Below are 23,905 nucleotides of genomic sequence, written 5' to 3' on the forward strand. Positions count from 1 at the left end.
CGATGACGGAGTTGTTATGACGAACTGTTACGCACTTCCCGCCACTTGACGATTTTCGTCTTGGTGGATTCGCAGTCGGAGGGCGAATCACTCGCTGCGCAGGAACCGACGACGGTCCAACCGGAGTTGCCCGCGAGGCCGGAGACATCCGAGGCGGTGTGTGAGGGGAAGAAATAAGTGGCGCCGTCGTTGATCTTCACCATGCTGCCGCAGCGCAATTCAGGACAATTCGTGTTGGTCGTGACTCTGGAGGCGGCGTCGAAGCGGAGAATCCCGCCGGATTCGACGATGAGTTTACCGGCGCTACCGTTCACGGTGAGATTGTGGCCCTGAAGGTCGAGCGTGCCTTCGGCGATGATCAGGTCCTGCGAATACTGATTGAGGACGAGATCGGCATTTAGTTTGACAGAGCCGGCCACGCAGCGACTCTTGTTAATGGTGATATCTCGGGGGAGCTTGCCGGCGCCGCCGTTGGTGTCGATGGTCTGATCGCCGTCTCCATCGAGGACCAGCGTAACGGCATTCCAGCTTTGGACTGACGAGTCCGCGGTTGAAATGTCGCCGGCCACGTAGATCGTTCCACCCTGAAAGTAGTTGACGCTGGTCAGGGTGAAGCTGCCGTTGACATCCATCGGCCCGTTGACGGTGACACTGTTACCGCCGGTGCTGATTTCTACATTGCCGTAGCTCATGGTTCCCGGCGTGATCGTCTTGTCGTAGCCGACAAAACGAAGGGCCTGGGGGCCGGCGTCGACGTTTCCGGCGGTATGGGTCCAATGATTGAAGACCCCGATGGGCCCGGCGATGGTCAGGGTTCCGCCTGGCTTATTGATATCCACGCTGGGAACCAGTGCATTTGGAACACCAGCGGTGAGCGACTGATCGCCGGCGCCATCGAAACGGATGACGGTGCCGGGATAGCCGATCAGGGCGGTGTCGTTGGAGGTGACGTTGCCCGCCACATTGATGGCGCCGCCGTTCATGTAATTGACACTCTGGATGGTGAATGAGCCGTTCACGTCCATCGTGCCGGACGTCGTAATGCTGTTGCCGCCGGTGTTGAAGACGACATCGCCGTAGGTCATTGAGCCTGGAACGATGGTCTTGTCGAAGCCGACGAACTGGAGCGGCTGGGTACCGGGATCGACGAGACCGGCGGAGTGGGTCCAGTGATTGAAGACGCCGATCGGTCCGTTGATGGTGAGGGTTCCGCTCGGCTTGTCGATGTTCACGCTTGGAACCAAGGCATTGGGAACACCGGCGATGAGGGATTGGTTGCCGGTTCCGTTGAACAAGATGACAGTACCGGGATAGCCAATCAGGGCGGTGTCGTTGGAGGTGACGTTTCCGGCGACGGCGATGGTTCCGCCGTTCATGTAATTGACGGAGCTGATGACCAGATTTCCAGCAAGCGTAATGGTTCCGGTAGTCGTGACGCTGTTGCCGCCGGTGGCGATGGTGAGGTTGTTGAGGACGGCGGAGCCGACGTTGACGGACTTGTCATAGGTGTCGAGGGTCACAGTACCGCCGTTGTGAAGAAAAGTGCCGCCGGAGATGGTGAGATTTCTGAGTACAAAAAACGTGCCGGAGGTCGATTGGAAGGTTCCCGCGCTTTGGATGAAGGGGCCGTTGCAGTCGATCATGGCGTCGCCGCCGCGAAAGGTCCCGTCGGCGAAGAGTATTCCGGTGCTGCCGACGGTGAGCTGGGCCCCTGCTGCCTGGGTGATGGTGCCGGTGTAGCCTGCTTTTACGTCCAGGCCGTTGATGCTGACGTTGGTGTTGATCGTGACGTCACTGGTCCCCGATGCACTGAATTGGGCGACGTCGCTGGTGGTCGGCAGCTTTCCGCCGGACCAGTTGGCGGCGGTGCTCCAGTTGCTTCCTGAGCCACCAATCCACGAGACCACAGCCGCCGGGCACCAATGAGCGGTCATCGGAATCGTGCAGACGAGAGCGAGGATCGAAACGAACGGAAACCGGCGAATGCCTATGGACGGCCTTGGCGAGTTGGACGGTACTGGTGTGCGGGTATTCATCTGGTGTCACTTCCAATTGCTCCGGGGCCCGGGAGGCGACGGTCTGTGCTCGCACAGCGATTCTTCGCCTGGCAATCTTCTCGGCCATGGCGGGGACTCGGCACAGATCGGGCCACCGCCAACCAAAGCATCGGAAACAAATCTCGACGTGCAAAGGACATAGTTCCGCAGACGTCCGGAGTGGTTTGGGGGCGGGACGGCGACTGCCCGATAGAAAGGCGGCGGCAGCGCGCGGCGTCGGGACAGCGGTTGTAGGAGGTAAGCGCGGAGGCCTTTTCTCGGACGAAGGTCAAAATTTTGTTTGACTGGTGTTTTATGGACCGGATATACTAAGGGGCTCGGCCTTAACCAGCCGATCAGACCGCCGAATCGATTCTCCCCCTTTGAAATACCAAGGGAAGATCGTCGCCGAACCGCAAAACGTCGCGGGGCGGCAAGGTTTCAGCTCCGCAATTTTAGCGGCAGGCTGAATTGGAATGAATGTGCATGTCGAGACATGCGGAGTTGACGAGATGGCCGTTTCGACGAAAGTCAGGACTACGACCGAAGGTGATGAGATGAACGCGTCGCCCCTATCACATTTGCGCAACGTCGGGATTTCCGCCCATATCGATTCGGGCAAGACCACGCTGACGGAGCGCATTCTGTATTACGCCGGCCGAATCCACAAGATTCAGGAGGTGAAGGGTAAGGACGGCGAAGGCGCGACGATGGACTATATGGACCTGGAGCGCGAGCGCGGCATCACGATCACCAGCGCCGCGACGCGCGTCGAGTGGAACGAGAACCCGATCAACATCATCGACACGCCGGGGCACGTGGACTTCACGGTGGAAGTCGAGCGGTCGCTTCGCGTATTGGACGGGGCGATCCTGGTACTGTGCGGCGTCGCCGGTGTGCAGTCGCAGTCGATCACGGTCGATCGGCAAATGAAGCGGTACCGGGTGCCGCGAATCTGCTTTATCAACAAGCTCGATCGTCAGGGCGCCGATCCGGTCAACGTGATCAAGGGCCTCGAAGAGAAGCTCGGCCTGACGACCGTTCAGATGCAGCTCCCGATCGGTCTGGGCAACGACCTGCAGGGAATCATCGACCTGGTTCGGATGCAGGCGGCCTACTTCGACGGTGATCGCGGCGAGAGGATTCGGTGGGAGCCGATCCCTGAATCGTTGAAGGATGAGGCCCAGAGCGCACGGGCCGGCATGCTGGATGCGCTGAGTCTTCACGACGACGAACTGCTTTCCATCATGCTGGAGGAGAAGCCGGTTCCCGAGGAACTTATCCACACCATCGTTCGGCGCGGCTGTATTTCGGGCGATTTCTCACCTGTGCTGATGGGATCAGCTTATAAGAACAAGGGCGTCCAGCTTCTGCTTGACGCGATCATTCGGTATCTGCCCAGCCCTCTCGATCGCGAGATCTTCGCGTACGACATGGACAACGGCGAGGCCGAAGTTCCGCTTGAGGCGAGCCCAGACGCTGCCTTTGTGGGGCTGGCGTTCAAGCTGGTGGATGAGACATTCGGGCAGCTTACCTACATGCGCATCTACCAGGGCAAGATGACTCGGGGCGAGCGCTACACGATTTCCCGAACGGGCAAGCCGGCTCGCTTCGGCCGAATCCTTCGGATGCACGCGAACGATCGCGAAGACATCGACAACGCGTCCGCGGGCGACATCGTGGCGGTGGTCGGAATCGACTGCGTCTCTGGCGACACGTTCTGCGGCGAGGGCGCGAGTTACTCGCTGGAGTCGATGCACGTGATGGACCCGGTGATTTCGCTCGCCGTGTCACCGGCGCGCAGCGCCGACCGGGACAAGTTTTCGAAGGCCGTATCGCGATTCGCGAAGGAAGACCCCACTTTTCACGTGAGCAGCGACCCCGAGACGGGAGAGACGATCATCTCGGGCATGGGGGAACTGCACCTCGATGTTTATTGCGAGCGCATTCGCCGTGAGTACAAGGTGGAGCTGGTGGTCGGTCAGCCGCGGGTCAGCTACCGCGAAGCGCCGTCGCAGGCAGTGCCGTACAACTACAAGCACAAGAAGCAGACCGGCGGATCGGGCCAGTATGCCCACGTCGTCGGAACGCTCGAGCCGCTGCCGGATGACCACGAGACCGGGTACGAATTCGAGAACAAGGTCTTCGGCGGACGCATCCCGACCGAGTACATTCCGTCGGTCGACAAGGGATATCAGTCGATGCTGGCGAAGGGGCCGTTGGCGGGCTATCAGATCACAGGCGTGAAGATGATTCTCGAAGACGGGTCGAGCCACGCGGTGGATTCGTCCGACATGGCGTTTCAGATTTGTGCACGCGACGCCTTCCGCGAGGCGTTTCTGGCCAGCAAGCCGGTATTGCTCGAGCCGATCATGAAGGTCCAGGCGGAGACGCCGTCGGAGTTTCAGGGGTCGATCATCGGCGATCTGGCGAGCCGGCGCGGACTTGTTCTGGCGACGGAGAATCGGGGCCCGCTGACTGTGATTGATGCGGAGGTCCCGCTGGCGAAGATGTTCGGCTATGCGACAGACGTTCGCTCGATGTCGCAGGGCAAGGCTTCGTTTACGATGGAGTTCCTGAAATACAAGCGCGTCCCGGCGTCGATCCAGGTGGAAATCGTCGAGGCGGCGAAGAAGGCCAAGAAGTAAGATTGGACGGCGCGGAGTCGTCCCTTCTTTGGTAGAGCGCGAACTCGCGACTCATCCTCGTCAAGATTTGTGATACATCGCACATTCGGAGGTCGCCACCATGCACGAACGATTCAGCGATCGAGCCCGCCGGGCCTTGGCGCTTGCCAACCTCGAGGCCATCCAACTTCATCATGAAAACCTTTCCCCAACGCATGTGCTTTTGGGCCTTTTGAATGTCGGCGGTAGCGTGGGGGTCTTGGCCCTACACAATCTGGATGTTGACATTGAGGCGATGCGTGCCGACTTGGCCAAGCGGGTTGAGCCAGGCAACAAGGAGCTTCACCAGGCGAAGCTGGCGCAGAGCGCCGAGACCCGCCAAGTAATCCTTTTCGCGATCGAGGAAGCCCGCAAGGTGGGCCATAAGTACATCGGAACAGAGCACCTGCTTCTGGGAATCCTTCGTGAAAACACCAACCTGGCGGCGGCGGCGTTGACGGCGCGCGGCGTCAAGATTGAGGCGTTGCGAGAGGAGATTCTGACGCTTCTGCGATCGGCGACGGATGAGAGCCACATGGCGACGGCCTCCGGCCATGATGGTCACGAGTGGATTCATCAGCAGGAGCTGGCCAAGGCATTTCGCTCGCCGAAGTTCTGGCATCGCCTGATTCAGGCTGTGGACTCGGCCAATCGCCTGGGCCACGGCGAGATCCGCGACGAGCACCTTCTGCTGGCGCTCTTACGAGAACCCGACGGATTCGTCTCGCAGATGCTCAATGAGAAGGGCGTGACGCTGGACTGGGTACGGGATCGGATCACGCGGGCCGCAGCGCTCTAAGAGGCGTGCTCGTTTGTCACGCACGTTGGGCCCATCTCAGGCTGAGGGAGACCAACGTCGAACCGGACTCAATTTCGACTGGCAAAGGGTTTGCTGCCATCAACACGAAAGACGAAGTCCTCGGTGCGTCCAATTAGCGAGTCGGGAAGTATCGCGAACGAGGCGTATGTCGGGGACTTGATGTCGCACTTTGCCACCACGCTAAACTCAGATTGAGTCGCATCCAGGATGGTGGTCAAACCCCGATCATTGGTGAAGTAGACGTAGTCGCCGGAGGCAACCGGAGACGCATAGTGCATGCCTCCGAGCCGGTCTCGCCATAGCTTCTCGCCTGTCGCGGTATCCAGACAGACCGCGACTCCGCCGTCGGTCACCGCGTATAGCTTTCCATGTGTGAGAATTGGAGAGGAGCAGTTCGACGACGGAACGATCACGCTCCACACTTCGGGGTCATCGGTGGAGCCGAGCTTAGACTTGGCGAGGGCCGTCGTTCGCTTGGACCCCACGCAGTAAATACGATCGTCATCCATAACAATGCTTGCGACCAGGTCGCCGTCGAAACTGTAGTCGATGGGATGGTGCCACTTCTTCTTGCCCGTGGTAACGTCAAGACCCGTCAGCCCCACGAAATCCCATACGAGAATAGTCGGCTGACCATTGATCGTATCGACCACGGGGGTCCTGCTGCTCCCGCTTTCCGCCACCTTCGGGTTGGTGTCGAACAGTTCCTGCCAAAGCACCTGACCGGTATTGCAATCGACAGCAGTCAATTGCGGGCGATTCCACAATCCGCGCCACACAAAGAGCAAATCCTCATTTGCGGTCAGCGACACCCCGACGCCGTAAATGCTCTTAAATAGCACCTTCTTGTTTTCCCACAGCAACTTGCCATGCAGGTCAATACACATCAGCCCACCGCAACCGAAGAACGAATACAACTTCTGTCGATGGTGGCAGGATGTGGGAGTAGCTGGCGAATTGATCTTGTGTAATTGGCCTTCCGGGGCGTAGAGCCCTTCGGTCGTCCAAACCGTCTCACCGGTTTTGCTGTCCAGACAGACAATCGCCCGGGCGTAGACAACATCGTTCGAAATAAAGTTAACCCGAACGAAGGTAAAGATTGCGACCGCCAACAAGAGCGGCTTAAGCGTTCCTGGAACAATCGGCCGGGCGGCTGCGGACCTACAAAGGACCACAAGTTCATAGACGGCGTAAGCGAACATGATCGCAAGCACCGCGATGAGTGTGGACCAGCCATTCATCGGAATCCATTTCGGCCTGGCCAGGTGGTACGTCAAATACGGTGACTTCGCCACGAGAGAATCGAGAACAAACGCAGCGACCATCAGTCCCGCGGCACATACGAAGAGGGAAGAAGCAAACACCACAAGCGATCGACGGACTGGCCAGCGGGCCGAGTCTTGTTCCGTTCTTGCAATGCCGCTTCTCATCAAGAGGACAAGTCCAAAGACGATTGGGATAGCGCCACACATCCAAATGGCCAACTCATCCATAGGAACGGAGCGTACGCCCCATGAGGTTTCCTCGCCCGGGAGTGGTCTCTGACGAACGATTTTTGCGCCGATTACGGTGCTGATGACGAGGCCCACCACAACGGCGAACGAATAAAAGTATGATGAACGGCGGAGCATGGTCGATCTCGCGATCCCTTGAGGTTCGGCAGAAACCAACCGGCGCGTCATGCCATAGTTTACAAGGCTGGCCAAGCCACTGAGAAAGGGAATCGCCGCGCTTGCCCAAACCACTATTGCACTGGCGCCGAAGTAGCCTCCGCGAAACGCATGGTCTTTGGAGGGGGAAAAGATGAAGACCATGACGCCAAAGACAAGCCCGGCGACGCCCATCACGATGCGCCAGATCGAGCCCGGCGCGGCGTGGTATTCCATCAGGAGAATGCACAGGCCGACCATAATGCTTGAGCCGAGCCAGGCACGGATGACGCATCTTTCGTAGTCGATTGCGGCAGGCGCAAAGAAGACAAAGAACCAGATGAGGCAAGCGGCGCCGATGAATGCAGCCATGGTTGTGACTTGACTAACGATTCCATAGCCCGGGAAATTCGTTTGGCTGCTCCGAATGATAATTCGCACAAATACGAGACCAACCAATAGGGCCAGCGCCGTCAATCCGTATGAGAAAAATTGCTCGACCCAAGCCATTTGAACAGAGGGGTAGGCCGTCGTGACATAGACGCGATCTGCAACGACGATCGGAGAGGAATGGCCCTGTCCAGGTACGACCGTCTTCCAGCGGAGTCCATCCTTGTCACTCCAACTCGTCGGGGTGGCGCCGTCGGCTCTGACTCCGAATCGTTTTCCGCCCCTCCACTGCGACCACTCCGCATCATCCGCCAAGAGCGGTGATGCAGAAAAGAGCATGGTTATCGTTGCCAGTCTTCCGACGCATTTAAGGTAAGAACAAGACGGCCTCATCGTCCAGCTCCTTGGGAACGATGAGTGCCTCCCTAATTGAAATGACTGCGCATGCCCGAGGAGACCGTCACTGTTCCTATGATTCGCTTAGTATAAATCTGTACAATCGATGATTGCAAGGGTCGCCGGTGAAATAAGACATTGGTACCGCCGGGCGCGGGCGACTCCTGAATGAGCCGGCATCAGGGTTAACAGCACTTCCCGGGTGAAAATTGAGGCTCAACCGGTGCTCTGCATCGCTGCCGCTATGCCATTGACGCTTCTTTGCAACATGAGGCGAAGGGCCGGGCGGGCGGCGTCGGGGGCAACTCGATAGCGGCGGAGCAGCTCCACCTGAAGGATATTCAGCACGTCGGTCGCGGGATTGCGCGCGGAAATCAAAGATTGGATGACGGGGTTGTTGTCGAGCAAGCGAGACTGCCCGGTGATTGAGAGGATGGCGTTTGCCGTGCGTTGGAACTCCGCGCTGATGCGCAGGTGAATATCGCTTGAGGACTTGCTCGCATCGGCATAGAGGCGTGAGGCGGGCAGGCGAGCCCTGGTCATTTCCTGCTGCATGTTGTCGATGATGGTCTTGAAGAACTCCCATTCCTGGTACAGGCGACGAAGTGAGTCGGCGGTCTCGGGTCGATCGTGGATCAATGACTCCACCGCTGAGCCCACGCCAAACCAGCCGGGCACGTTGTAGCGCATCTGCGTCCAGGCGAAGACCCAGGGAATGGCGCGGAGGTTTTCGAACGACAAGCCTCCGGCGTTTCTTGAAACGGGTCTAGAGGCGATCGGCAGGCCGGCGATGTGCTCGATCGGCGAGATGCCGCAATACCACTCCCAGAATTGGTCGTCATCAATCAACTCGCGGTAGGCCTGCATCGACCGGACGGCGAGTTCGTCCATGATTCTGACTCGGTCCTCGACGGAAATGTGTTGCGGGCCGACGGCGCCGGCGAAACCGGCCATGGTTGATTGGTCGGCCTCGGATTGCGCCGTACCGACGAGCATCGCGGAGACAATCTGCTCGAGGTGGCGACGGGTGATCTGCGGGAGGCCGTAGCGAAAGGAGATGACTTCGCCCTGCTCGGTGAAGCGGATGCGACCGTTTCTGCTGACAGGCGGCGACGAGAGAATTGCGCGATTGGCGCGGCCGCCGCCCCGACCGACCGTACCGCCGCGGCCGTGAAAGAAACGCAACTCGATGCCGGCCTGGCGACAGGTCTGTGCGATGACGGACTGGGCTTTTTGCAGGGCCCAATTCGACATCCAGTAACCGCCGTCCTTATTGCTGTCGGAGTAGCCGAGCATAATCTCTTGAAAATCGTTTCGGGCGCGCAGGTAGGCTCGATAGGCGGTTGATGCGAAGAGGCGCTCCAAGAGGGCCGGGGCATTTTCGAGATCCTCAACGGTCTCTACGAGCGGAGCTACGTCCAGTGAGGCGGTGAGGCAACCATCCCGGGTCTCCCAGAGGCCGGCCTCCTTGATGAGCAGAAGCACTTCGAGCACGTCACTGACCTGGTGAGTCATACTGACGACGTAACTTCCGATGGCTTCGGCGTCGATCGCCATGGCGGACTTGAGGACATCAAGGACGTCGAGGATCTGTCGTGTGTCATCGGAGAGGGGCATCGACGGCCCGTGCAGTGGGCGCGGGGTGACCAGTTCCTGCTCGAGAATCTCTATGCGACGGGATTCATCGGTTGATTCGTAGTCCGGGCAAACGCCGGCCACGCGGAGGAGTTCGGCGACGGCGGACTCGTGCAGGTCGCTGTGGCGTCGGACGTCCATCGCGGCCATTGAGAAGCGAAATGTCTTGGCGCTGCGTTCGACGCGGGCGAGCCTTCCACTTCGAGCGAGAGACGGCAGGCCGGCCTGCTCGAGAGAATCACGGAGATGGTCAATGTCTTCGATGAAACGGGCCGCTGGATAGATTGAGGCATCGTCAAACGCGAGGCGGAGCTTGCCGATGATCTGGGCGACGCGGTGACGGAAGGGCTCGTGGGCGAGGAATCGAAGCAGTTCCTGCGGGACGAGGTTTTGATTCGAATCCTGCGCGACAATGCGTCGTAACTCTTCGGGGACTTCGGCGTGGCGATCGGAGACGCTGAGCTCGGCGAAGACGTCTTCCAGGGCGCGGATGTGCAACTGGACTGCGGCCTGGTGCTGCATTGTGAGTGCGGTGCGGGTGACGTCGGGGGTGACGTTAGGATTGCCGTCGGCGTCACCGCCGATCCAGGTTCTATAGCGGAGAAAGATGGGGAGCGGGCCGCTCCAGTCGTAGTAAGTTTCGAGGGCCGCGGCGATGTCTTCGTAGAGCAGCGGGACGGTTTCCCAGATGGTCGAGGTCAGGAAGTGGAGGCCGCTGCGCACTTCGTCGAGGACGGTGGGCCGTTCGCTGCGAATGTCCTCGGTGACGTAAAGAGTCAGCACCAGGGCGCGAAGGTCGTCAATGAGTCGCTTACGCTCGGCCGGTGCGAGGGAAGCATCGTCCAGCAGGAGAAGCACTTCGGCGATTGCCTTGTGTTTTCGAAGAATGGTTCGCCGGCGACCCTCGGTGGGATGGGCTGTGAGGGTGGGACGGATGTCGAGCCGGGCGACGACGGCGAGGACATCGTGAATGTTCAGGCCCAGTTCTTTGAGTTGACGGACGGCGTCGGCGATCGACTCGGCGCGAGGACTCTCATCGGTCGCGACGCGCTGGCGGGCGCGATTGACCCGGATGATCTCGCACTTCTCGGCTTGATTGAGCAGGTGGAACTGGAGGGTGAGCGAATTGAGCAGCCGGTCGATTTCGGTGTCGGAGAGCGCGGCGATCATCGCCAGGACCTCGGCGGACGCCGCGCCGGCCTGGTCCAGCGCCTTTGACGCGCAGCGCTGCCGCAAATCGTTGCACATCGTGACGTGCTGACTGCCCGATCGTTTGAGCATGATGGACTCCATCATGCCGGCGAGGAGTTCGTTATTTGCTTGCATGGTCATGGGGCTTGGGCTCCTGTCCTCGCTTGTCGCTTTGCAGGCGGTAGTCTAACGTCTCCAGAAAATCGGCCTAATGGAGAAACGGAAGATGCTCACTCAGGTTGAATCGCGACGATTTTCCAGCGCGATCATATTACTCGTTGCTACGCTGGGCGGCTTGGGCGGCGTCGCGCGGGCCGACGCCGGTGACGCAGCCGTTTTCGAAGTTCGATTCGACCGGAAACTGCGGGACGAGCCGTTTACCGGGCGAGTATTGATATTCCTTTCCGCGGAACTAAGCGGCGAGCCGAGGCTTACCCATAACTGGTTAAGCCGGGAGCCGATACTCAGCCAGGACGTGAGCGACTGGGCACCGGGACAACCGCTTCAGCTCAAGCGCCTGCAAGCGTACCCTTACGAATTGGGGAAGATTCCATCGGGAAAATACGCCGTGCAGGCAGTGATGCACACGAACATTGACCGACCACATTCGGGCAGGGCGGCGGGCAATCTCTATTCGCGGGCCAAGACGATTGACTTCGATGCTAACACGAGCGGCGTGATTCGGCTGAGGATCGGCCGGAAGGTGAAGGAGGACCGACACGACGTCGATACGGAAAACGCCAAGAGCGTGCGGATTCGCAGCGAATGCCTTTCGAAATTTCATGGGCGGGATGTGTTCCTACGATGCATGGTGGCGCTTCCGACGGCCTATCGAGAGAACCCGACGAAGAAGTTCCCAGCGCTTTACGTGATTCCCGGATTCGGCGGGGACGAACGCGAGGCGATGATGTATTCGAGTTTCCTGGGGTCGTCGAAAACGCCATTTGTGCGGATCGGCCTGGATGCGATGTGTCCGCTCGGGCACCACGTGTTCGCAGACTCCGACAATAACGGGCCGTATGGTCGGGCGCTGGTTGAAGAACTAATTCCGCACCTCGAAAAGGAGTTTCGGTTGATTTCGGAGCCGACGGCGCGCCTGCTCACAGGGCACTCGTCGGGTGGATGGAGCAGCCTGTGGTTGCAGATCACGTATCCCGAGTATTTTGGTGGGACGTGGTCCACGTCGCCGGACTCGGTGGACTTTCGCGATTTCTGCGGGCTCGACCTCTACGACGCCAAGACGAACTTCTTCACGCAATCATCGGGGACGCCGTGGCCGATCATGCGCCAGGGCGGCTCCATCAAGCTGCTCTTAAGGGACTTCGCGAGGATGGAAGATGTGCTTGGGCCGGGAGGGCAGATGCAGTCCTTTGAGGCGGTATTCGGCCCGCGCGGTGAGGATGGCGCGCCCGTGCCGCTTTGGGATCGGCGTACGGGGAAGATCGACCCCGAAGTGGTCAAGGCGTGGCGGCGATATGACATCACCGACAAACTTCGGCGGGAATGGAAAACGCTGGGCCCGAAGCTAACGGGCAAAATCACGGTCATCATCGGGGACGCCGACAACTTCTATCTCAATGGGGCGACGGAACTGCTGAAAAAAGCTCTGGCCGAACTGGGCTCAGATGCGCGTGTGATCATCGAGCCCGATCGGGATCACGGCTCGATCATGTTCTCGCCGTCGTTTCGGGCGATGATGGACGAAATGAGCGCGAAGTTCGCGGCGTCTCATCCGGAGTTTGAGATCGAATCGAAGATCTCGACGACGCAGGGGACGTCGAACGACGACTAAGAAACGAGCAGCAGGTTCAGGGGGCTCTCAAGGAAGCCCATGACGGCGTGAATGAACTTGGCGCCGTCGGCCCCGTCGATAACCCGATGATCGAACGACAGGAAAAGCGGCAGTACCTTTCGAGGGACAACCTGGCCGTCACGAACCACGGGCTTCCAGTCCAGCTTGCCCATGCCGAGAATGGCGACTTCGGGCCAGTTGATGATCGGGGTGGACATCGTGCCGCCAAGGGCGCCGACGTTTGTGACCGTGAAGGTTCCCCCGCGCATGTCCGCGATGTCGAGTTTAAAGTCGCGGGCCTTGTCGGCAAGCTCTTTGAGCTCCTTGGAGATGGTCATCAGGCCCTTGCGATCGGTGTCGCGCAGGACGGGGACCATGAGTCCCCTTGGGGAATCGACGGCGATGCCCACATGGACGTATTCCTTAAAGATCATTGTTCCATTCGGCTCATCAAACGACGCGTTGAACTGCGGAAACTGTCGGAGTGCGCCGGCGACGGCCTTGACGACGAAGGCGGTGAGGGTGAGCTTCGCGCCCTTGTCGGCGAAGATGGCACTTTGCTCCTTACGGAATTGCTCAAGGTCGGTCACGTCGACCTCGTTGCAATGCGTGACGTGAGGAATGGTGGTGACCGAACGGACCATGGCGCGGGCGATGGTCTTGCGAATTTGGGGGAGGGCCTCCTTGCGGACCGGACCCCACTGGGCGAAATCGGGCATGGCGTCTGCGCCGGCGGGCACGGCCATCGGAGCCTGAGTCGTTCGCTGGGGCGCGGATGGCGCCGAAGGGGCGGCTCCGGGCTGGGCAACGTCGGGCGCTCTTCCGGCGCCGCTGGGACCGGCGATTGCGAATCGTTCAATGTCCTCACGGACGATACGGCCGCCCGGGCCGGTGCCGCGGACGCTTTCCAGATCAATGCCCATTTCGCGAGCCTGCCGACGAATGGCCGGCGCCGCGGGGATTGGTCCATTGCCGGAGCGAGGAGCTTCGGCGACGGCCGCGGAACTCCGAGGCGCTGCGACCTCTCGCGGACCGGCGACCGTTGCTTCGCTGCGCATGGAAGGAGCGCTCACGGAGGCGGCAGGCGCACTGGACGTTCGCGCCTCCACGGGAGGGGCGGCTGCCGGTGCGACTGCGGCTGCCGGTGCGACCGCGGCTGCTCCGGGCTCTTCCACGACGAGCAGAACCTCGCCCACCTTGATTGTGTCGCCCTGCTTAACGTTGAGCTTTGAGATGACTCCGGCATAGGGCACGGGAAGCTCAACGGCGGCCTTGTCGGTCTCGACTTCCATGACCATCTGGTCGGCCGTAACTGTGTCACCCTGTTTGATCTTGACGTTGACGACCTGGGCCTCATGGATGCCCTCGCCCAAGTCCGGTAGCTTGAATTCCTTGGCCATGTATCACCCTGTCTCAAAATGCCGAGTTGAAATCGGTCTTGATGGGCACCGCGCGTCCGCGCGATTGCTCCTTCGTTAGTAACTCACTACTTCCCGCACCGCCGTGATGATCTTCCGCGGATCCGGCAGATAGGGCTTTTCGATGTTGAAGTATGGAAGCACGAGATCGTAACCGGTGACGCGCTGGATCGGCGCTTCGAGGAACATGAGCGCGCTTTCGACGATGCGGGCGATGATCTCTGCCGCCGGACCGCAGTTTCTCGGGGCCTCGTGTACGACGACGCATCGTCCGGTCTTCTTGACTGAAGCGGTAATCGTCTCGGTATCCATTGGGACGAGAGAAAGCAGGTCGATGATCTCAGGATCGATCTGGTATTCGTCGACCAGGTCATCAGCGGCCTCGAGCACCGGCCGCATCGTCGATCCATAGGAGATAATAGTGACGTCGTTGCCGGGGCGAACCACATTCGCCTTGCCGATTTCCATCGTCTCCGGCTGGTCGGGCACCTCTTCCTTGAAGGCGCGGTAGCAGGCCTTCGGCTCGTAGAACATGACCGGATCGGGATCGAGAATGGAAGCCCGCAGAAGGGCGCGGGCGTTACGCGGTCCTGAGGGAATCACGACCTTCAGACCGGGCAGGTGGGCCCAGATGGCCTCGCGGCTTTCGCTGTGATGCTCGATGGCGCGGATACCGCCGCCGTAGGGCATGCGAACGACCATCGGGCAGGTGAATCGGCCGCGCGTGCGATTGCGAAATCGGCTGGCGTGGTTCTCGATCTGATGAAAAGCGTGATACCCGAAGCCGGAAAACTGCATCTCAGCAATGGGCTTGAACCCTGCGAGGCAAAGGCCGATGGCAACGCCTGCGATGGCAGACTCCGCGACCGGAAAGTCAACGACTCTCTCTTCTCCGAACTCTTTGAGCAGGCCCTCGGTGACCCGGAAGACGCCTTCGTCCTGCCCGACATCCTGACCGAGGATGAGAACGGAGGGATCCTCGGCGAGCGCTTCGTGCATCGCCAGATTGAGGGACTTGGCCATCGTCAATAGTGCCATTTGCAATCTCACTCCACGTCAGTCGTCAATGAACATTACCCGAGAGCTGAGAGCCGTGGTCTGAGCCCTTGGTCTCGCCGGCTGATGAATCCAGAAAGGCCTGGAATTCGACAAACTGGGCCTCCAGGTGGTTCGGCATGGTCGCGAAACAGTGCTTGAACGGTTCCATAATATCCGGCTGGTACTGCTCGGCACTCTCGACCGCGGCACCGATCTCGGCGGCGATTTCGTCTTCGAGGAGGTCGCGGGCCTTGTCATCCATGATGCCGTTCTTCTTCAAGTATTTATAGAAACGAGTGAGCGGATCGCGGCACTTCCACTGCTCAACTTCCTCTTCGGTGCGATACTTCTTGGGATCATCGGCGGTCGTATGGACGCCAAGCCGATAGGTGACGGCCTCAATCAGGGTCGGACCGCCGCCTTGCCGTGCACGTTCGACGGCCTGATCGGCGGCGACGATCATCGCGAAAATGTCGTTGCCATCGACCTGTATGCCGTTGAAGCCAAAAGCGATGGCCTTCTGCGCGATCGTCGCGGCAGCGGTCTGCTTCTTGCGCGGCAGGCTGATGGCCCACTGGTTATTTTGCACGACGCAGACGAGCGGGAGGTTAAAGGCCCCGGCGACGTTCATGGCCTCGTTGAAATCACCCTCGCTGGTTCCGCCGTCGCCGACGAAGCAAAGGGCGACCGTGCCGTCGTGGCGAAGCTTGCAGCCCCAGGCGATGCCGGCGCCATAGAGGCACTGACTCGCGACCGGCACGCAGATGGGCGTATCGCGGATACCCTGCGGCGTCGACGAGCCGATCTCGTTGCCCCCCCACCAGAGCATCAGTCGCTCCATCGGCCAGCCGCGGTAGATCATGGCGGCGGGCTCGCGGAACGAGGGGATCATCCAGTCGTTCTTGCTGAGGACATAGGCGGGGCCGAGTGATGCGGCCTCCTGACCCAGTGCGGGGCCGTAGGTACCGATGCGGCCCTGCCGCTGGAGCTTGAGCATGCGCTCGTCAAAGCGACGCGCCGTCAACAGCGAACGGAGCAATCGCCGAAGCTCCTGAGGTTCGAGCTTAGGCACCAGGGCCTGGTCGACACTGCCATCCTCGTCGAGGATGTAAAGCGACTCGACGTAGTTTTCCAGTTCCAGCTTTCCTCGGGGCACATTTCCTCCTTTCGGAGTCGATCACCGGTGCGGGCTCCATGCACGCAGCCTTGCAGGTTCAACAGTGGCCGGCGCCTGTCAGCGCGAAGGCCCATTGTCTAGGGCCTGAAGCCGAGCGGCAGGTCGCCGCCTGGATCAGCATCTCGATTCTAGCGTTGGAATCGGATTTGCGAAACAACGCACCGGGAAAGGCGGCCTGTGAGTTGTCAGCCGCCCTTATTCTGACGGACCCACTGGCGCCATGCACCCTCGTCAAAACCGAAGTTCTGGCCGGTAATGGCGATCAGGGCTTCCTGAACTTCGGTGCGATGGACCGAGACGATCTGGTCTTCGTAGTACGACAAATCGCCCATGGGGTACGCAGGGCCGATGACCCCAATGAACTGCGGCTGATAGAAGACTATTCCGCCGCCGTAGCGGTATCGGCGAGCGCATCCAAATGTGCCGTACACGCTGTCGAGAAAGACGGGGAGGCTGACGCGTACCCGCTGCCTTTCGAGGGTGGAGAGGAGTGGAATGAGGTCGCCGACGGCTTCGCGGGCCTTGAGGGCGCCTAAGGCAGCAGCGGCATTGCGCAGGACAAACTCATCCTCATCGGCCAGTGCGCCGCGCAACTCGTCGATGACTCGCGTATCTTTGCGGGGGATCAACTCGGTCGAGGCCATCTGCCGGATCGTGACGGAGGGATCCAACACGGTCACGACGATCAGGTTCATCGTCGACTCGTCTTCTTCGAATTGCCCCAGGGCATCGACCATCAACCGTCTGGCCGCGGGATTGCCCTGACTAAGAACTTTGGTGATGGCGGGGATGGCGAGCGGATCTTTGATGTCCATGATCTGCCGCCGACCGTCGCGAAATCGCTCTGAGTGCCAGCCCTCGCCCTCAAGCCGGCCGCGATGAATAGCGGTGATCTTAACATGCCACTCGGCGATGGCTTTGCGGACGATCTTTTCGTCGCGCTTGGCCTGGCGCATCGCTTCGAGCTCTTCGGGGGACGGCGCGCGGGAGGAGGGCTTGGAACGTTTCACCCATTTGCCGTCTCGCTTGACCTCACCGAGCGCGGCACGTGCCTTCTTATGCTCGGGATCGAGCTCGATAGCCCATTCGAGGTGCCTCTTCTGCTCGGTATGGAGGCCCTGACGGCGACACCACTGGGCAAGATCGTAGTGACCATCGGCGGTGTCGGGGAAATTCTTCTTTTCCTTCTCGTAACGCTCCCAGGGAGACTCGGACTCAGTTCTCTCGGCGATCCGGGACTTTTCGATTTCAAAGATGCCGAGAGTCGTTTGAATCTTCAGGATATCCTCAGACTCTTCAACAACCCTGCCCTCGATGACGCCGCCTTCGGTCAATCGAAACGTGTCGGCCATCAAGGGACGCGTCGTGCTGAGCAGGAGGACAGCGGTGAGGTGGATCGTCAACGATGCTCGATGCCTTGCGAACATGCACATGATTATACGCCCTTTCTTGCCCCCATCGCCTCCTTCATCTACAACCATCCCCCCTTACCGGGCTCCGTGCTGCCCGAACCGGCCCCGTGGACGAGTCCATGCCTGTACTACCCTTATTGCTGAATCCCGAGTCGTACCGCCCATGCGTTCAGAATCTTCTGACCGACGGACCGGAAGTTCAGGATTACTGGTTGACGCTCTTCGAGCGCCATCTTGAGACGCTGGCGCGACTTCCGCTCGGCAACGGTCAATTCGATCAGCATTCCGTCTGGCCCGAGTTCAGTCGAACTTATTTGGCGGGTCTTGCGGCGATTCGACAGCGACCGGACCTGCGCGGCCGGCTGACCGTGCTGGAATTGACCATCTATCGCGAAGAGCAGTTTGCCGCACACGGGATTAACGATCCATTTCATGATCTCAAGCAACGCGAGAATGAGCTTGCACTGGGACTGTTTGCCGCTGTTTTGGCGGACGTTGATGCGGCGGCGCCGGATGAACGAATCGACCTACTGGCGCAGGGACTGTTCGCGGGCAATCTTTTTGACATGGGATCGCGGGCGGTGGTTGAGGCGTTTGAGTCCGGGACGTTTGACTTCCGCTCGGCTCGACAAGGACTCAGACCTCGGCCGTGGCCCATCGATCACCTCGATGCATGGAAGGACCGGCTGGCGCAAGGGCGCTATCGCCGGGCCATCTTCTTTGTCGACAACGCGGGGCCGGATATTCTGTTGGGCGCGATCCCAATGGCACGCGAACTTGCTGACCGCGGCATTCATGTCGTGCTTGCGGCAAACACGCGACCTGCCCTTAACGACATCACCGCCGAAGAGCTTATGTCCCTTCTGCCCCGGCTCATGGAACTGGACACCAAGCTCACCGGCCTCGTTAGGCGAGAATTAATCACCGTCGTCGAAACGGGGTGCGTCGCGCCGCTGATCGATCTGGCGGATCTTTCGGGGACCTGTTGCCGGGCCGCGGAGCAATCGGACCTGCTGGTGCTAGAAGGCATGGGGCGCGCCATCGAAAGCAACTTCGACGCGGCCTTCAAGGTGGACACCTTAAAGCTTGCGATGATCAAGGACCGGATGGTGGCCGAAGTGATCGGTGTCAAGCTGATGGACCCGATCTTCCGGTTCGACCCGGCCCCATAATGAGGACGACCATCGTCAAGGTGCATCAGCAGTCAAGCGGACCGTCGAACACGTTCGCGCCCAGACCCTTGCAGAAGGCTCCTCTAATCCCTAATATCAAGTAGTAGTATTTGACCACGCAGTGGGCGAGGGTTCAGGGCGTCTCCCCGGCGGTCGGAGAATCTCTCGCCAGGGGCCCCTCACCCGAAATCGTCGGCCGCGTCGTCTGAAAACCGGGATTGTTCTATGTACGCCCATGCCGGCGGTCTCAGTTGTAACGTGCTGGTGCTGAACCAGAACTACCTGGCCATTCGCGTGGTGAATGTCCGTCGGGCCTTTTCTCTGCTCTTTAAGGAGCTGGCCGAAGTCGTGCACATCGAGCGCGGCCAGTATGCCTCGTACGATTTTATGGAATGGTGCGAGCTGTCCGAGTTGGCGCGCGAGTTCGAGCCGGATGCGCACGACTGGATTCGCACGGTGCGGTTTGACATCGCGGTACCGCGGATCATTCGACTGGCATTCTACGATCGACTGCCGCGGCAACAGGTCAAGTTCAACCGGCGAAACCTGTATGCCCGGGATGAGAACAGGTGCCAATACTGCGGCAAGAAGCATTCGACGACGGAACTGTCCCTGGATCACGTTGTGCCGCGGAGCATGGGCGGCAAGACATCGTGGGAAAACATTGTCTGCGCCTGTCTGAAGTGCAACATTCGCAAAGGCGGCCGAACGCCGGAGATGGCGGGCATGCACCTGATCAGCACGCCGAAGAAGCCGAAGCGAAATCCGGTAATTACGGTGAAGCTGGCGGACGATCGATATGCAAGCTGGAAGGCCTTTTTGGACAATGCGTACTGGTCGGTGGAGCTGAAGTAGCGCCGGAAAAAAACGTGATTCGCAGTTTCTGAACTCTGACAATCGAAAGCCCCGGGAATATTCCCCGGGGCTTTTTCATGCGCGTTGGTTCGCCGCGGTGTGGACCGGAGGGTTCATGTCTCGGTGCGAATCCCAGTTCCAAGTGAGCATCTGTCCGCCATGCACGGGTCTGCCGGCACGGTCGATGATGGCTTTCACAAGCTGAAGGCGCTTGGCGACCTGAGAGGCGGAAAAGCCCAGCTTTACAATCGCTCGATTGAAGGCCCCGATGTCCTCCATCTTGAGGTCGGAGAGCCGCATCCTGGCGTTTGCCCCGACCCCGCGTTCCGTGTTGATGAACGCGAGGAGGTCCTTCACCGCTTGGTGTCGGTCGCGATAGACCTCCGCCGAGATGGTTCCCCGTCGATTGGGTTCGTATCCCTTCCGTGCCCGAGCCTCCTCGGCGTCGAGGAAGCTGCTTGCAATTTCGAGGATGCTGCCTGAAAGTATGCGGTTGTCCTTCTTGGGTTTGGTGGTTCGCTTGGCCTTGGTCGGGAACGCTCTCTTGTTCTCACCACCACGGTGTTCCAGGACCCAAGCGTGATAGAGGAGCTTTGCTTACGGCTCGCCGCTACGCTCTTTGATGCCGAACCGGTGCCGGCGAGGCACGCCGTCTTCGTCTCTGAAGCTCACGTGCCAGCCGATGCCCTGAACGTTGGTGAAGGAGAGTTTCGGAACTCGCTTGTGGCGGTTTGGACCGTGCTTGGGCACCGCGGTATACTCCGGGCGTCGGCCGCTCACCGTGGCGGCCTACCCGGAGTTGTAGTAGCGGTCGTAGAAAAGAAGTAGAAAACGGCCTTCGCGGGCGTAATTCAGTGGTAGAATGCCAGCTTCCCAAGCTGGACGTCGTCGGTTCGAATCCGATCGCCCGCTTTCTTCATAAAGTCCTTCAGCTTGAGCACTTGCGGTGCCGAGCCGCCATCTGCTGAAGATGCCGAATTGTCGAGTTGCGTCAGAAGTTGCGTCAGATCACCGGCGATCATGCGCTGAGACGCAGCGTTGATGTCGGCCTCGTTGACGCGGAGATAGTGCTGGCGGGCCACCTCGTCGGAATGGCCCATCCACTCGACGACGACGTGGAACGGGAACCCGGCCGCCATCCAATCGTTTTCGCGGTTCTTCCGAAGCGTGTGACACCACTTGGCGTATTTCGCCAAGCCTGCCCGCTTGCGGATCACGCCGAAGTCTCGCCAGACGTTTTGGGCCACGAGTCCGTGCACGAGAAGCGGCTCGCCCTCGGGCGCAATTCGACGCGCGTCGCGAAGAATCGGCAGCAATTCGGGTGCGATCGGCACCACGCGCCGCCGCTTGGTCTTCTGCGCCCAGACGGTCAGCCGATTCCTCTTCCAGTCAACGTCGGTCCATCGAAGAGAGAGCGCCTCGCCCTGGCGTAGTCCGGCAAGGCGGCATAGCGCGAGCAATGTCCGCCATGCCTGGTTGGGGCAAGCAACGATCAGCTTCGCCAATTCGTCCATGCTCACGTAGTACCAGTCTTTTTCAACCGGCGGGAGCCCGCCGGCCAGTCGGTCAAACGGGTTGTACATGATGAGATCATCATCAACGGCCCGGTTGAACATCGTCCGTGCGTTGCGGACGTGCTGGTCCACCGTTCGTGGGCTGGTTTTCTCGAACACGCGCTGGTTGAGCTTGGCGAGTTCGCCTTTTGAGAGCGCGGTCTTGAACTCGCGTGCGTCGTAACGCGTGATCTGGTCGAGGCGGCGATCCTCGCCGAGAAAGCCGTTCAGATACTTCGCCGTTCGCTCGTGCAGCTCGACGGTGCCCGGAGCCAATTCGGTTCGCCGGGACTCGATGTAGGTGCCCAGGAAGTCCTTGAGCGATGGGATGCGGCCGGGGCTGCGAAGTCCGGGCTTCTGGTGAAGTTCCAATTCCTTTGCCTGCCGGCGTTTTTCCGCCTGTCGCTTCGACAGCTCAGTCGTTCGGCCGAGATTCTCGCTATACCGCTTTCCATCGGCTCCGAACCAGCGAAGCTGATAATACGTGTAACGCACGCCGTTCGGCTTCGTGACGCTGTGCGTTGCTAGCGAGACTTCCGGGGTCATGGTTCTCTCTGATCTTTAGCGAGGATTCTCGTTCGTCAAGCGCTCCAGGAAGCGGTCAAGCTCGACACGCCGGTAGAAGACGCTCTTGGACACCTGCGTGCCGCGCAACAAGCCCATCGCCCGATAGCGCGCCAACGATTCGCCGGGATTGCGAAGCCCCCGGATGGTGTCGAGCCGCAGGTAGCGAACCGCCTCGGCCTCGGTCAGCAACTCGGGCCACGCAATCGACAGCGCGCCGGGCAGGATGTGCCCTGTGGAGGCCGCGGTATCGCGTTCAATGACCGATGGATCCAGGTTCTCTCGATTCATCTTTCTCACTCCGGGCAATCAGGACTCGTCCGCGGAAAGGCGCCGCGGGTCGTCGTAATGCGAAGTCCGACGAGTGCGCGAAGGCGCCGCCGAAGTTGTCGCGCATCGCCGAAGTCGCGTGCGAGCGGCGGAGTTCGCTCTTCGACCAGAGTCGCGATGCGGCGGTAGTTGCAGCCGGTCAGCACCAATTCCCGTCGTCCAAGCTCGCAGCGCGCACAATCCTCCGCGAGCATGAGGCCGACGGTCACCGCCAGAAGTTCTGCCTCTGACGGCGGCGGCAGTGGTCGGCCGCTACGGGCAATCGGCGTGTCGGTAAGGTCGTACTGCATCACGACTGCGCGCTCCATTTTCAGTTTTGCCGAGTCAAGCTCGCACCGCATTCGCGGGCGCCTCGTCGGGCGTGCGTAGCGTCAGGTACTCATAGAGCTTCTCTGCGACCAGCGCGAGCTTTGGAAGATCGTCTGGCCGCAAGTAGCCGGTGCTCTTCCACTCGCCGGTTCGTTCGTCGCGGTAGGGTTTTTCGATGCGAATGCTGTGTTGGACGACCGGCCGGCCGTCGAGCGTGGCGGATTTGCCCCATACGGCGCCGCTGATGGCCCCTGCACGCACCTCGTGGATTGGCAGGTCGCTGTTTCTCGTCGTCATCTCCAAGTACTCCATGTCGTGTACGCTTACTTGCGTACAACCGAGACAAAAAAAAGTCCTACCGTTTCGTGGAGCCTTCGTCGGCGAATTCGAGCATCGGTTGACGGTCCGGTTCCGGCTCTATGAGCTTCTGGACAAGTTTTCGTGGCAAGAGGGGCTGCGCGCGGGCAATCCGCGGCTGGATGTCCGAACAGCGGATCACGGCGGCTGCCTTCGAGACCTTGAACTTGCGAGCGAGCGTCGGGAGAAACCGGCGGCGCCATAGTGACTCGGAATCATCGATCGGTTCCATCAACTCAGCAAAGCACTGCGAACGCTTCATGCCCTGACTATCGCAGAGTTGCAGGAGTTCCCGTTCCAGCAGGGCCAGAGGCATCAAGAACGCGGCTGCGAAGCGGTTCGCTTCACGCTCAAACTGGTCGCGGGTACTGAGGCCGTAATCGAGCGTGTCGCGGAACGTGCGCGCCGCCTTCGCGTGAAGGATGATGTGGCCAAGCTCGTGGGCGGCAGTGAATCGGCAGCGCCCCTCGTGGCTGAGAACCTGCTCGTCAATCATGATCTCTCGCTTCGTGGGATAGGCAGCGCCCAGCACGTCCGCACCGAAGCGCGAGAGGTTGCCGAAGCCGAGCCGGACGCGAAGCGGCCCTTCAATCCATTCCTCAACGGGAATGGGAAGCGGCAGGCTCTCCATCTTGCGTTGCTTGCGGCACTGCTCAAGGCACTCCCAAGCGCGGCGATCGACCTGGCGAGAACCCCATCGCGGCTCGAAGTAGCGGTATTCCAGGACGGGTCGCATCGCTCATTTCGCCTTTCGGGGTTCCTTTTGGATCGACAGGCGCTGAGCCTCTTCGATCAGCGCGTCCCATTGGTCACGCGTGAGACGGCGCGCGTTCCGCAGGAGGGCCGGCACCTTTTCCGCCGTCAACGCATCTTGGCTGGCGATCTCGCTGACGATGACGTCCGGGCGGCTCCAGCCAGCCCGGAGCTTCGGTTCGGCAATTCCGTAAGCTTCGCTAATTCGCTTCAAAAGTTCTTCGGAGGGTGTTCGTCGACCAAGCTCCAGGTCGGTGAGATGCGCGGGGGCGATTCCAAGGATCTTGGCCATTTCGCGGAGGCCCTTGTTGAGACCTACACGAGTGCGGCGAAGCAGCTCGCCAACCGGCTCCGGACTGGTTGTTGCGTGTCGTGCCATTGGCTCCTCATGT

20 protein-coding genes, 1 tRNA gene and 1 pseudogene are annotated in these 23,905 nt (G+C 60.2%); 7 read left to right on the forward strand and 15 right to left on the reverse strand.

Features of this window, described 5'->3' with window-relative positions:
* Positions 1-14 precede the first annotated feature (14 nt).
* Entirely contained in the window at positions 15-1,934 is a 1,920-nt protein-coding gene (locus tag HS101_18175) for a hypothetical protein (protein ID MBE7508195.1), read from the reverse strand.
* Positions 1,935-2,593: 659 nt separating this feature from the next.
* Between HS101_18175 and HS101_18180 the strand changes: the two genes are divergently transcribed.
* Both HS101_18180 and HS101_18185 read left to right on the forward strand, forming a co-directional pair.
* Positions 2,594-4,684, forward strand: coding sequence for an elongation factor G (locus tag HS101_18180; protein MBE7508196.1), 2,091 nt, complete (start codon positions 2,594-2,596; stop codon positions 4,682-4,684).
* Positions 4,685-4,784: 100 nt separating this feature from the next.
* Complete coding sequence (locus HS101_18185) at positions 4,785-5,501, forward strand: hypothetical protein (GenBank protein ID MBE7508197.1); 717 nt, start codon at positions 4,785-4,787, stop codon at positions 5,499-5,501.
* A 68-nt stretch (positions 5,502-5,569) separates the two neighbouring features.
* Here HS101_18185 and HS101_18190 read toward each other — a convergent pair whose 3' ends face one another.
* Both HS101_18190 and HS101_18195 read right to left on the reverse strand, forming a co-directional pair.
* The gene (locus HS101_18190) at positions 5,570-7,543 is read right to left on the reverse strand and encodes a PQQ-binding-like beta-propeller repeat protein (GenBank protein ID MBE7508198.1); all 1,974 of its coding nucleotides are present in this window, start codon (positions 7,541-7,543) and stop codon (positions 5,570-5,572) included.
* Positions 7,544-8,173: 630 nt separating this feature from the next.
* Positions 8,174-10,924 (reverse strand): phosphoenolpyruvate carboxylase, encoded by a 2,751-nt coding sequence (locus HS101_18195; GenBank protein ID MBE7508199.1) that lies wholly within the window; start codon positions 10,922-10,924, stop codon positions 8,174-8,176.
* An 85-nt stretch (positions 10,925-11,009) separates the two neighbouring features.
* Between HS101_18195 and HS101_18200 the strand changes: the two genes are divergently transcribed.
* The gene (locus HS101_18200; protein MBE7508200.1) at positions 11,010-12,575 is read left to right on the forward strand and encodes a hypothetical protein; all 1,566 of its coding nucleotides are present in this window, start codon (positions 11,010-11,012) and stop codon (positions 12,573-12,575) included.
* Here HS101_18200 and HS101_18205 read toward each other — a convergent pair.
* The 4 genes from HS101_18205 to HS101_18220 form a co-directional block, all read right to left on the reverse strand.
* Positions 12,572-13,975 carry a 2-oxo acid dehydrogenase subunit E2 gene (locus HS101_18205; GenBank protein MBE7508201.1) on the reverse strand — a complete coding sequence of 468 codons (1,404 nt, stop codon included), beginning with the start codon at positions 13,973-13,975 and terminating at the stop codon, positions 12,572-12,574. The genes HS101_18200 and HS101_18205 overlap by 4 nt on opposite strands.
* Positions 13,976-14,050: 75 nt before the next feature.
* On the reverse strand, positions 14,051-15,031 hold the full coding sequence (locus HS101_18210; GenBank protein ID MBE7508202.1) for an alpha-ketoacid dehydrogenase subunit beta: 981 nt from the start codon (positions 15,029-15,031) through the stop codon (positions 14,051-14,053).
* Positions 15,032-15,056: 25 nt separating this feature from the next.
* On the reverse strand, positions 15,057-16,187 hold the full coding sequence (gene pdhA / locus HS101_18215; GenBank protein MBE7508203.1) for a pyruvate dehydrogenase (acetyl-transferring) E1 component subunit alpha: 1,131 nt from the start codon (positions 16,185-16,187) through the stop codon (positions 15,057-15,059).
* Positions 16,188-16,393: 206 nt separating this feature from the next.
* Positions 16,394-17,635 (reverse strand): HEAT repeat domain-containing protein, encoded by a 1,242-nt coding sequence (locus tag HS101_18220; protein MBE7508204.1) that lies wholly within the window; start codon positions 17,633-17,635, stop codon positions 16,394-16,396.
* A 104-nt stretch (positions 17,636-17,739) separates the two neighbouring features.
* On the opposite strand from HS101_18220, the gene HS101_18225 reads away from it, so the two are divergent.
* Entirely contained in the window at positions 17,740-18,792 is a 1,053-nt protein-coding gene (locus tag HS101_18225; GenBank protein MBE7508205.1) for a DUF89 family protein, read from the forward strand.
* Between the two features lie 225 nt (positions 18,793-19,017).
* Positions 19,018-19,647 (forward strand): HNH endonuclease, encoded by a 630-nt coding sequence (locus HS101_18230; protein MBE7508206.1) that lies wholly within the window; start codon positions 19,018-19,020, stop codon positions 19,645-19,647.
* 75 nt (positions 19,648-19,722) lie between these two features.
* Here the strand turns inward: HS101_18230 and HS101_18235 are convergent, their stop codons facing one another.
* Complete coding sequence (locus HS101_18235; protein ID MBE7508207.1) at positions 19,723-20,004, reverse strand: hypothetical protein; 282 nt, start codon at positions 20,002-20,004, stop codon at positions 19,723-19,725.
* A 240-nt stretch (positions 20,005-20,244) separates the two neighbouring features.
* Positions 20,245-20,397, reverse strand: coding sequence for a hypothetical protein (locus HS101_18240; GenBank protein MBE7508208.1), 153 nt, complete (start codon positions 20,395-20,397; stop codon positions 20,245-20,247).
* Positions 20,398-20,487: 90 nt separating this feature from the next.
* Here HS101_18240 and HS101_18245 point away from each other — a divergent pair.
* A tRNA-Gly gene (locus tag HS101_18245) sits at positions 20,488-20,559 on the forward strand.
* Positions 20,560-20,633: 74 nt separating this feature from the next.
* Complete coding sequence (locus tag HS101_18250) at positions 20,634-21,080, forward strand: hypothetical protein (protein ID MBE7508209.1); 447 nt, start codon at positions 20,634-20,636, stop codon at positions 21,078-21,080.
* A 135-nt stretch (positions 21,081-21,215) separates the two neighbouring features.
* On the opposite strand, the pseudogene HS101_18255 reads toward HS101_18250, so the two are convergent.
* From HS101_18255 to HS101_18280, 6 genes and pseudogenes are all read right to left on the reverse strand, one after another.
* Positions 21,216-21,746: pseudogene (locus HS101_18255) on the reverse strand (phage integrase SAM-like domain-containing protein).
* A 15-nt stretch (positions 21,747-21,761) separates the two neighbouring features.
* Entirely contained in the window at positions 21,762-22,055 is a 294-nt protein-coding gene (locus HS101_18260; GenBank protein MBE7508210.1) for a hypothetical protein, read from the reverse strand.
* Between the two features lie 5 nt (positions 22,056-22,060).
* On the reverse strand, positions 22,061-22,387 hold the full coding sequence (locus HS101_18265; protein MBE7508211.1) for a hypothetical protein: 327 nt from the start codon (positions 22,385-22,387) through the stop codon (positions 22,061-22,063).
* A 31-nt stretch (positions 22,388-22,418) separates the two neighbouring features.
* Positions 22,419-22,700 (reverse strand): hypothetical protein, encoded by a 282-nt coding sequence (locus tag HS101_18270; protein ID MBE7508212.1) that lies wholly within the window; start codon positions 22,698-22,700, stop codon positions 22,419-22,421.
* 58 nt (positions 22,701-22,758) lie between these two features.
* On the reverse strand, positions 22,759-23,496 hold the full coding sequence (locus HS101_18275) for an ImmA/IrrE family metallo-endopeptidase (GenBank protein ID MBE7508213.1): 738 nt from the start codon (positions 23,494-23,496) through the stop codon (positions 22,759-22,761).
* A 3-nt stretch (positions 23,497-23,499) separates the two neighbouring features.
* Positions 23,500-23,892: a helix-turn-helix transcriptional regulator gene (locus HS101_18280; protein ID MBE7508214.1), complete on the reverse strand. Its 393-nt coding sequence runs from the start codon at positions 23,890-23,892 to the stop codon at positions 23,500-23,502.
* Positions 23,893-23,905: the final 13 nt, after the last annotated feature.

It is taken from the genome of Planctomycetia bacterium (assembly GCA_015075745.1).
In the GTDB taxonomy this organism is placed as follows: Bacteria; Planctomycetota; Phycisphaerae; order UBA1845; family UTPLA1; genus UTPLA1.

Coding starts and splice junctions, on each gene's coding strand:
- HS101_18175 (MBE7508195.1), bottom strand. CDS start 1,934: ATGACCGCTCATTGGTGCCCGGCGGCTGTGGTCTCGTGGATTGGTGGC.
- HS101_18260 (MBE7508210.1), bottom strand. CDS start 22,055: ATGAATCGAGAGAACCTGGATCCATCGGTCATTGAACGCGATACCGCG.
- HS101_18180 (MBE7508196.1), top strand. CDS start 2,594: ATGAACGCGTCGCCCCTATCACATTTGCGCAACGTCGGGATTTCCGCC.
- HS101_18225 (MBE7508205.1), top strand. CDS start 17,740: ATGCCTGTACTACCCTTATTGCTGAATCCCGAGTCGTACCGCCCATGC.
- HS101_18195 (MBE7508199.1), bottom strand. CDS start 10,924: ATGACCATGCAAGCAAATAACGAACTCCTCGCCGGCATGATGGAGTCC.
- HS101_18280 (MBE7508214.1), bottom strand. CDS start 23,892: ATGGCACGACACGCAACAACCAGTCCGGAGCCGGTTGGCGAGCTGCTT.
- HS101_18220 (MBE7508204.1), bottom strand. CDS start 17,635: ATGTTCGCAAGGCATCGAGCATCGTTGACGATCCACCTCACCGCTGTC.
- HS101_18190 (MBE7508198.1), bottom strand. CDS start 7,543: ATGGCTGCATTCATCGGCGCCGCTTGCCTCATCTGGTTCTTTGTCTTC.
- HS101_18205 (MBE7508201.1), bottom strand. CDS start 13,975: ATGGCCAAGGAATTCAAGCTACCGGACTTGGGCGAGGGCATCCATGAG.
- HS101_18230 (MBE7508206.1), top strand. CDS start 19,018: ATGTACGCCCATGCCGGCGGTCTCAGTTGTAACGTGCTGGTGCTGAAC.
- HS101_18275 (MBE7508213.1), bottom strand. CDS start 23,496: ATGCGACCCGTCCTGGAATACCGCTACTTCGAGCCGCGATGGGGTTCT.
- HS101_18210 (MBE7508202.1), bottom strand. CDS start 15,031: ATGGCACTATTGACGATGGCCAAGTCCCTCAATCTGGCGATGCACGAA.
- HS101_18200 (MBE7508200.1), top strand. CDS start 11,010: ATGCTCACTCAGGTTGAATCGCGACGATTTTCCAGCGCGATCATATTA.
- HS101_18185 (MBE7508197.1), top strand. CDS start 4,785: ATGCACGAACGATTCAGCGATCGAGCCCGCCGGGCCTTGGCGCTTGCC.
- HS101_18270 (MBE7508212.1), bottom strand. CDS start 22,700: ATGACGACGAGAAACAGCGACCTGCCAATCCACGAGGTGCGTGCAGGG.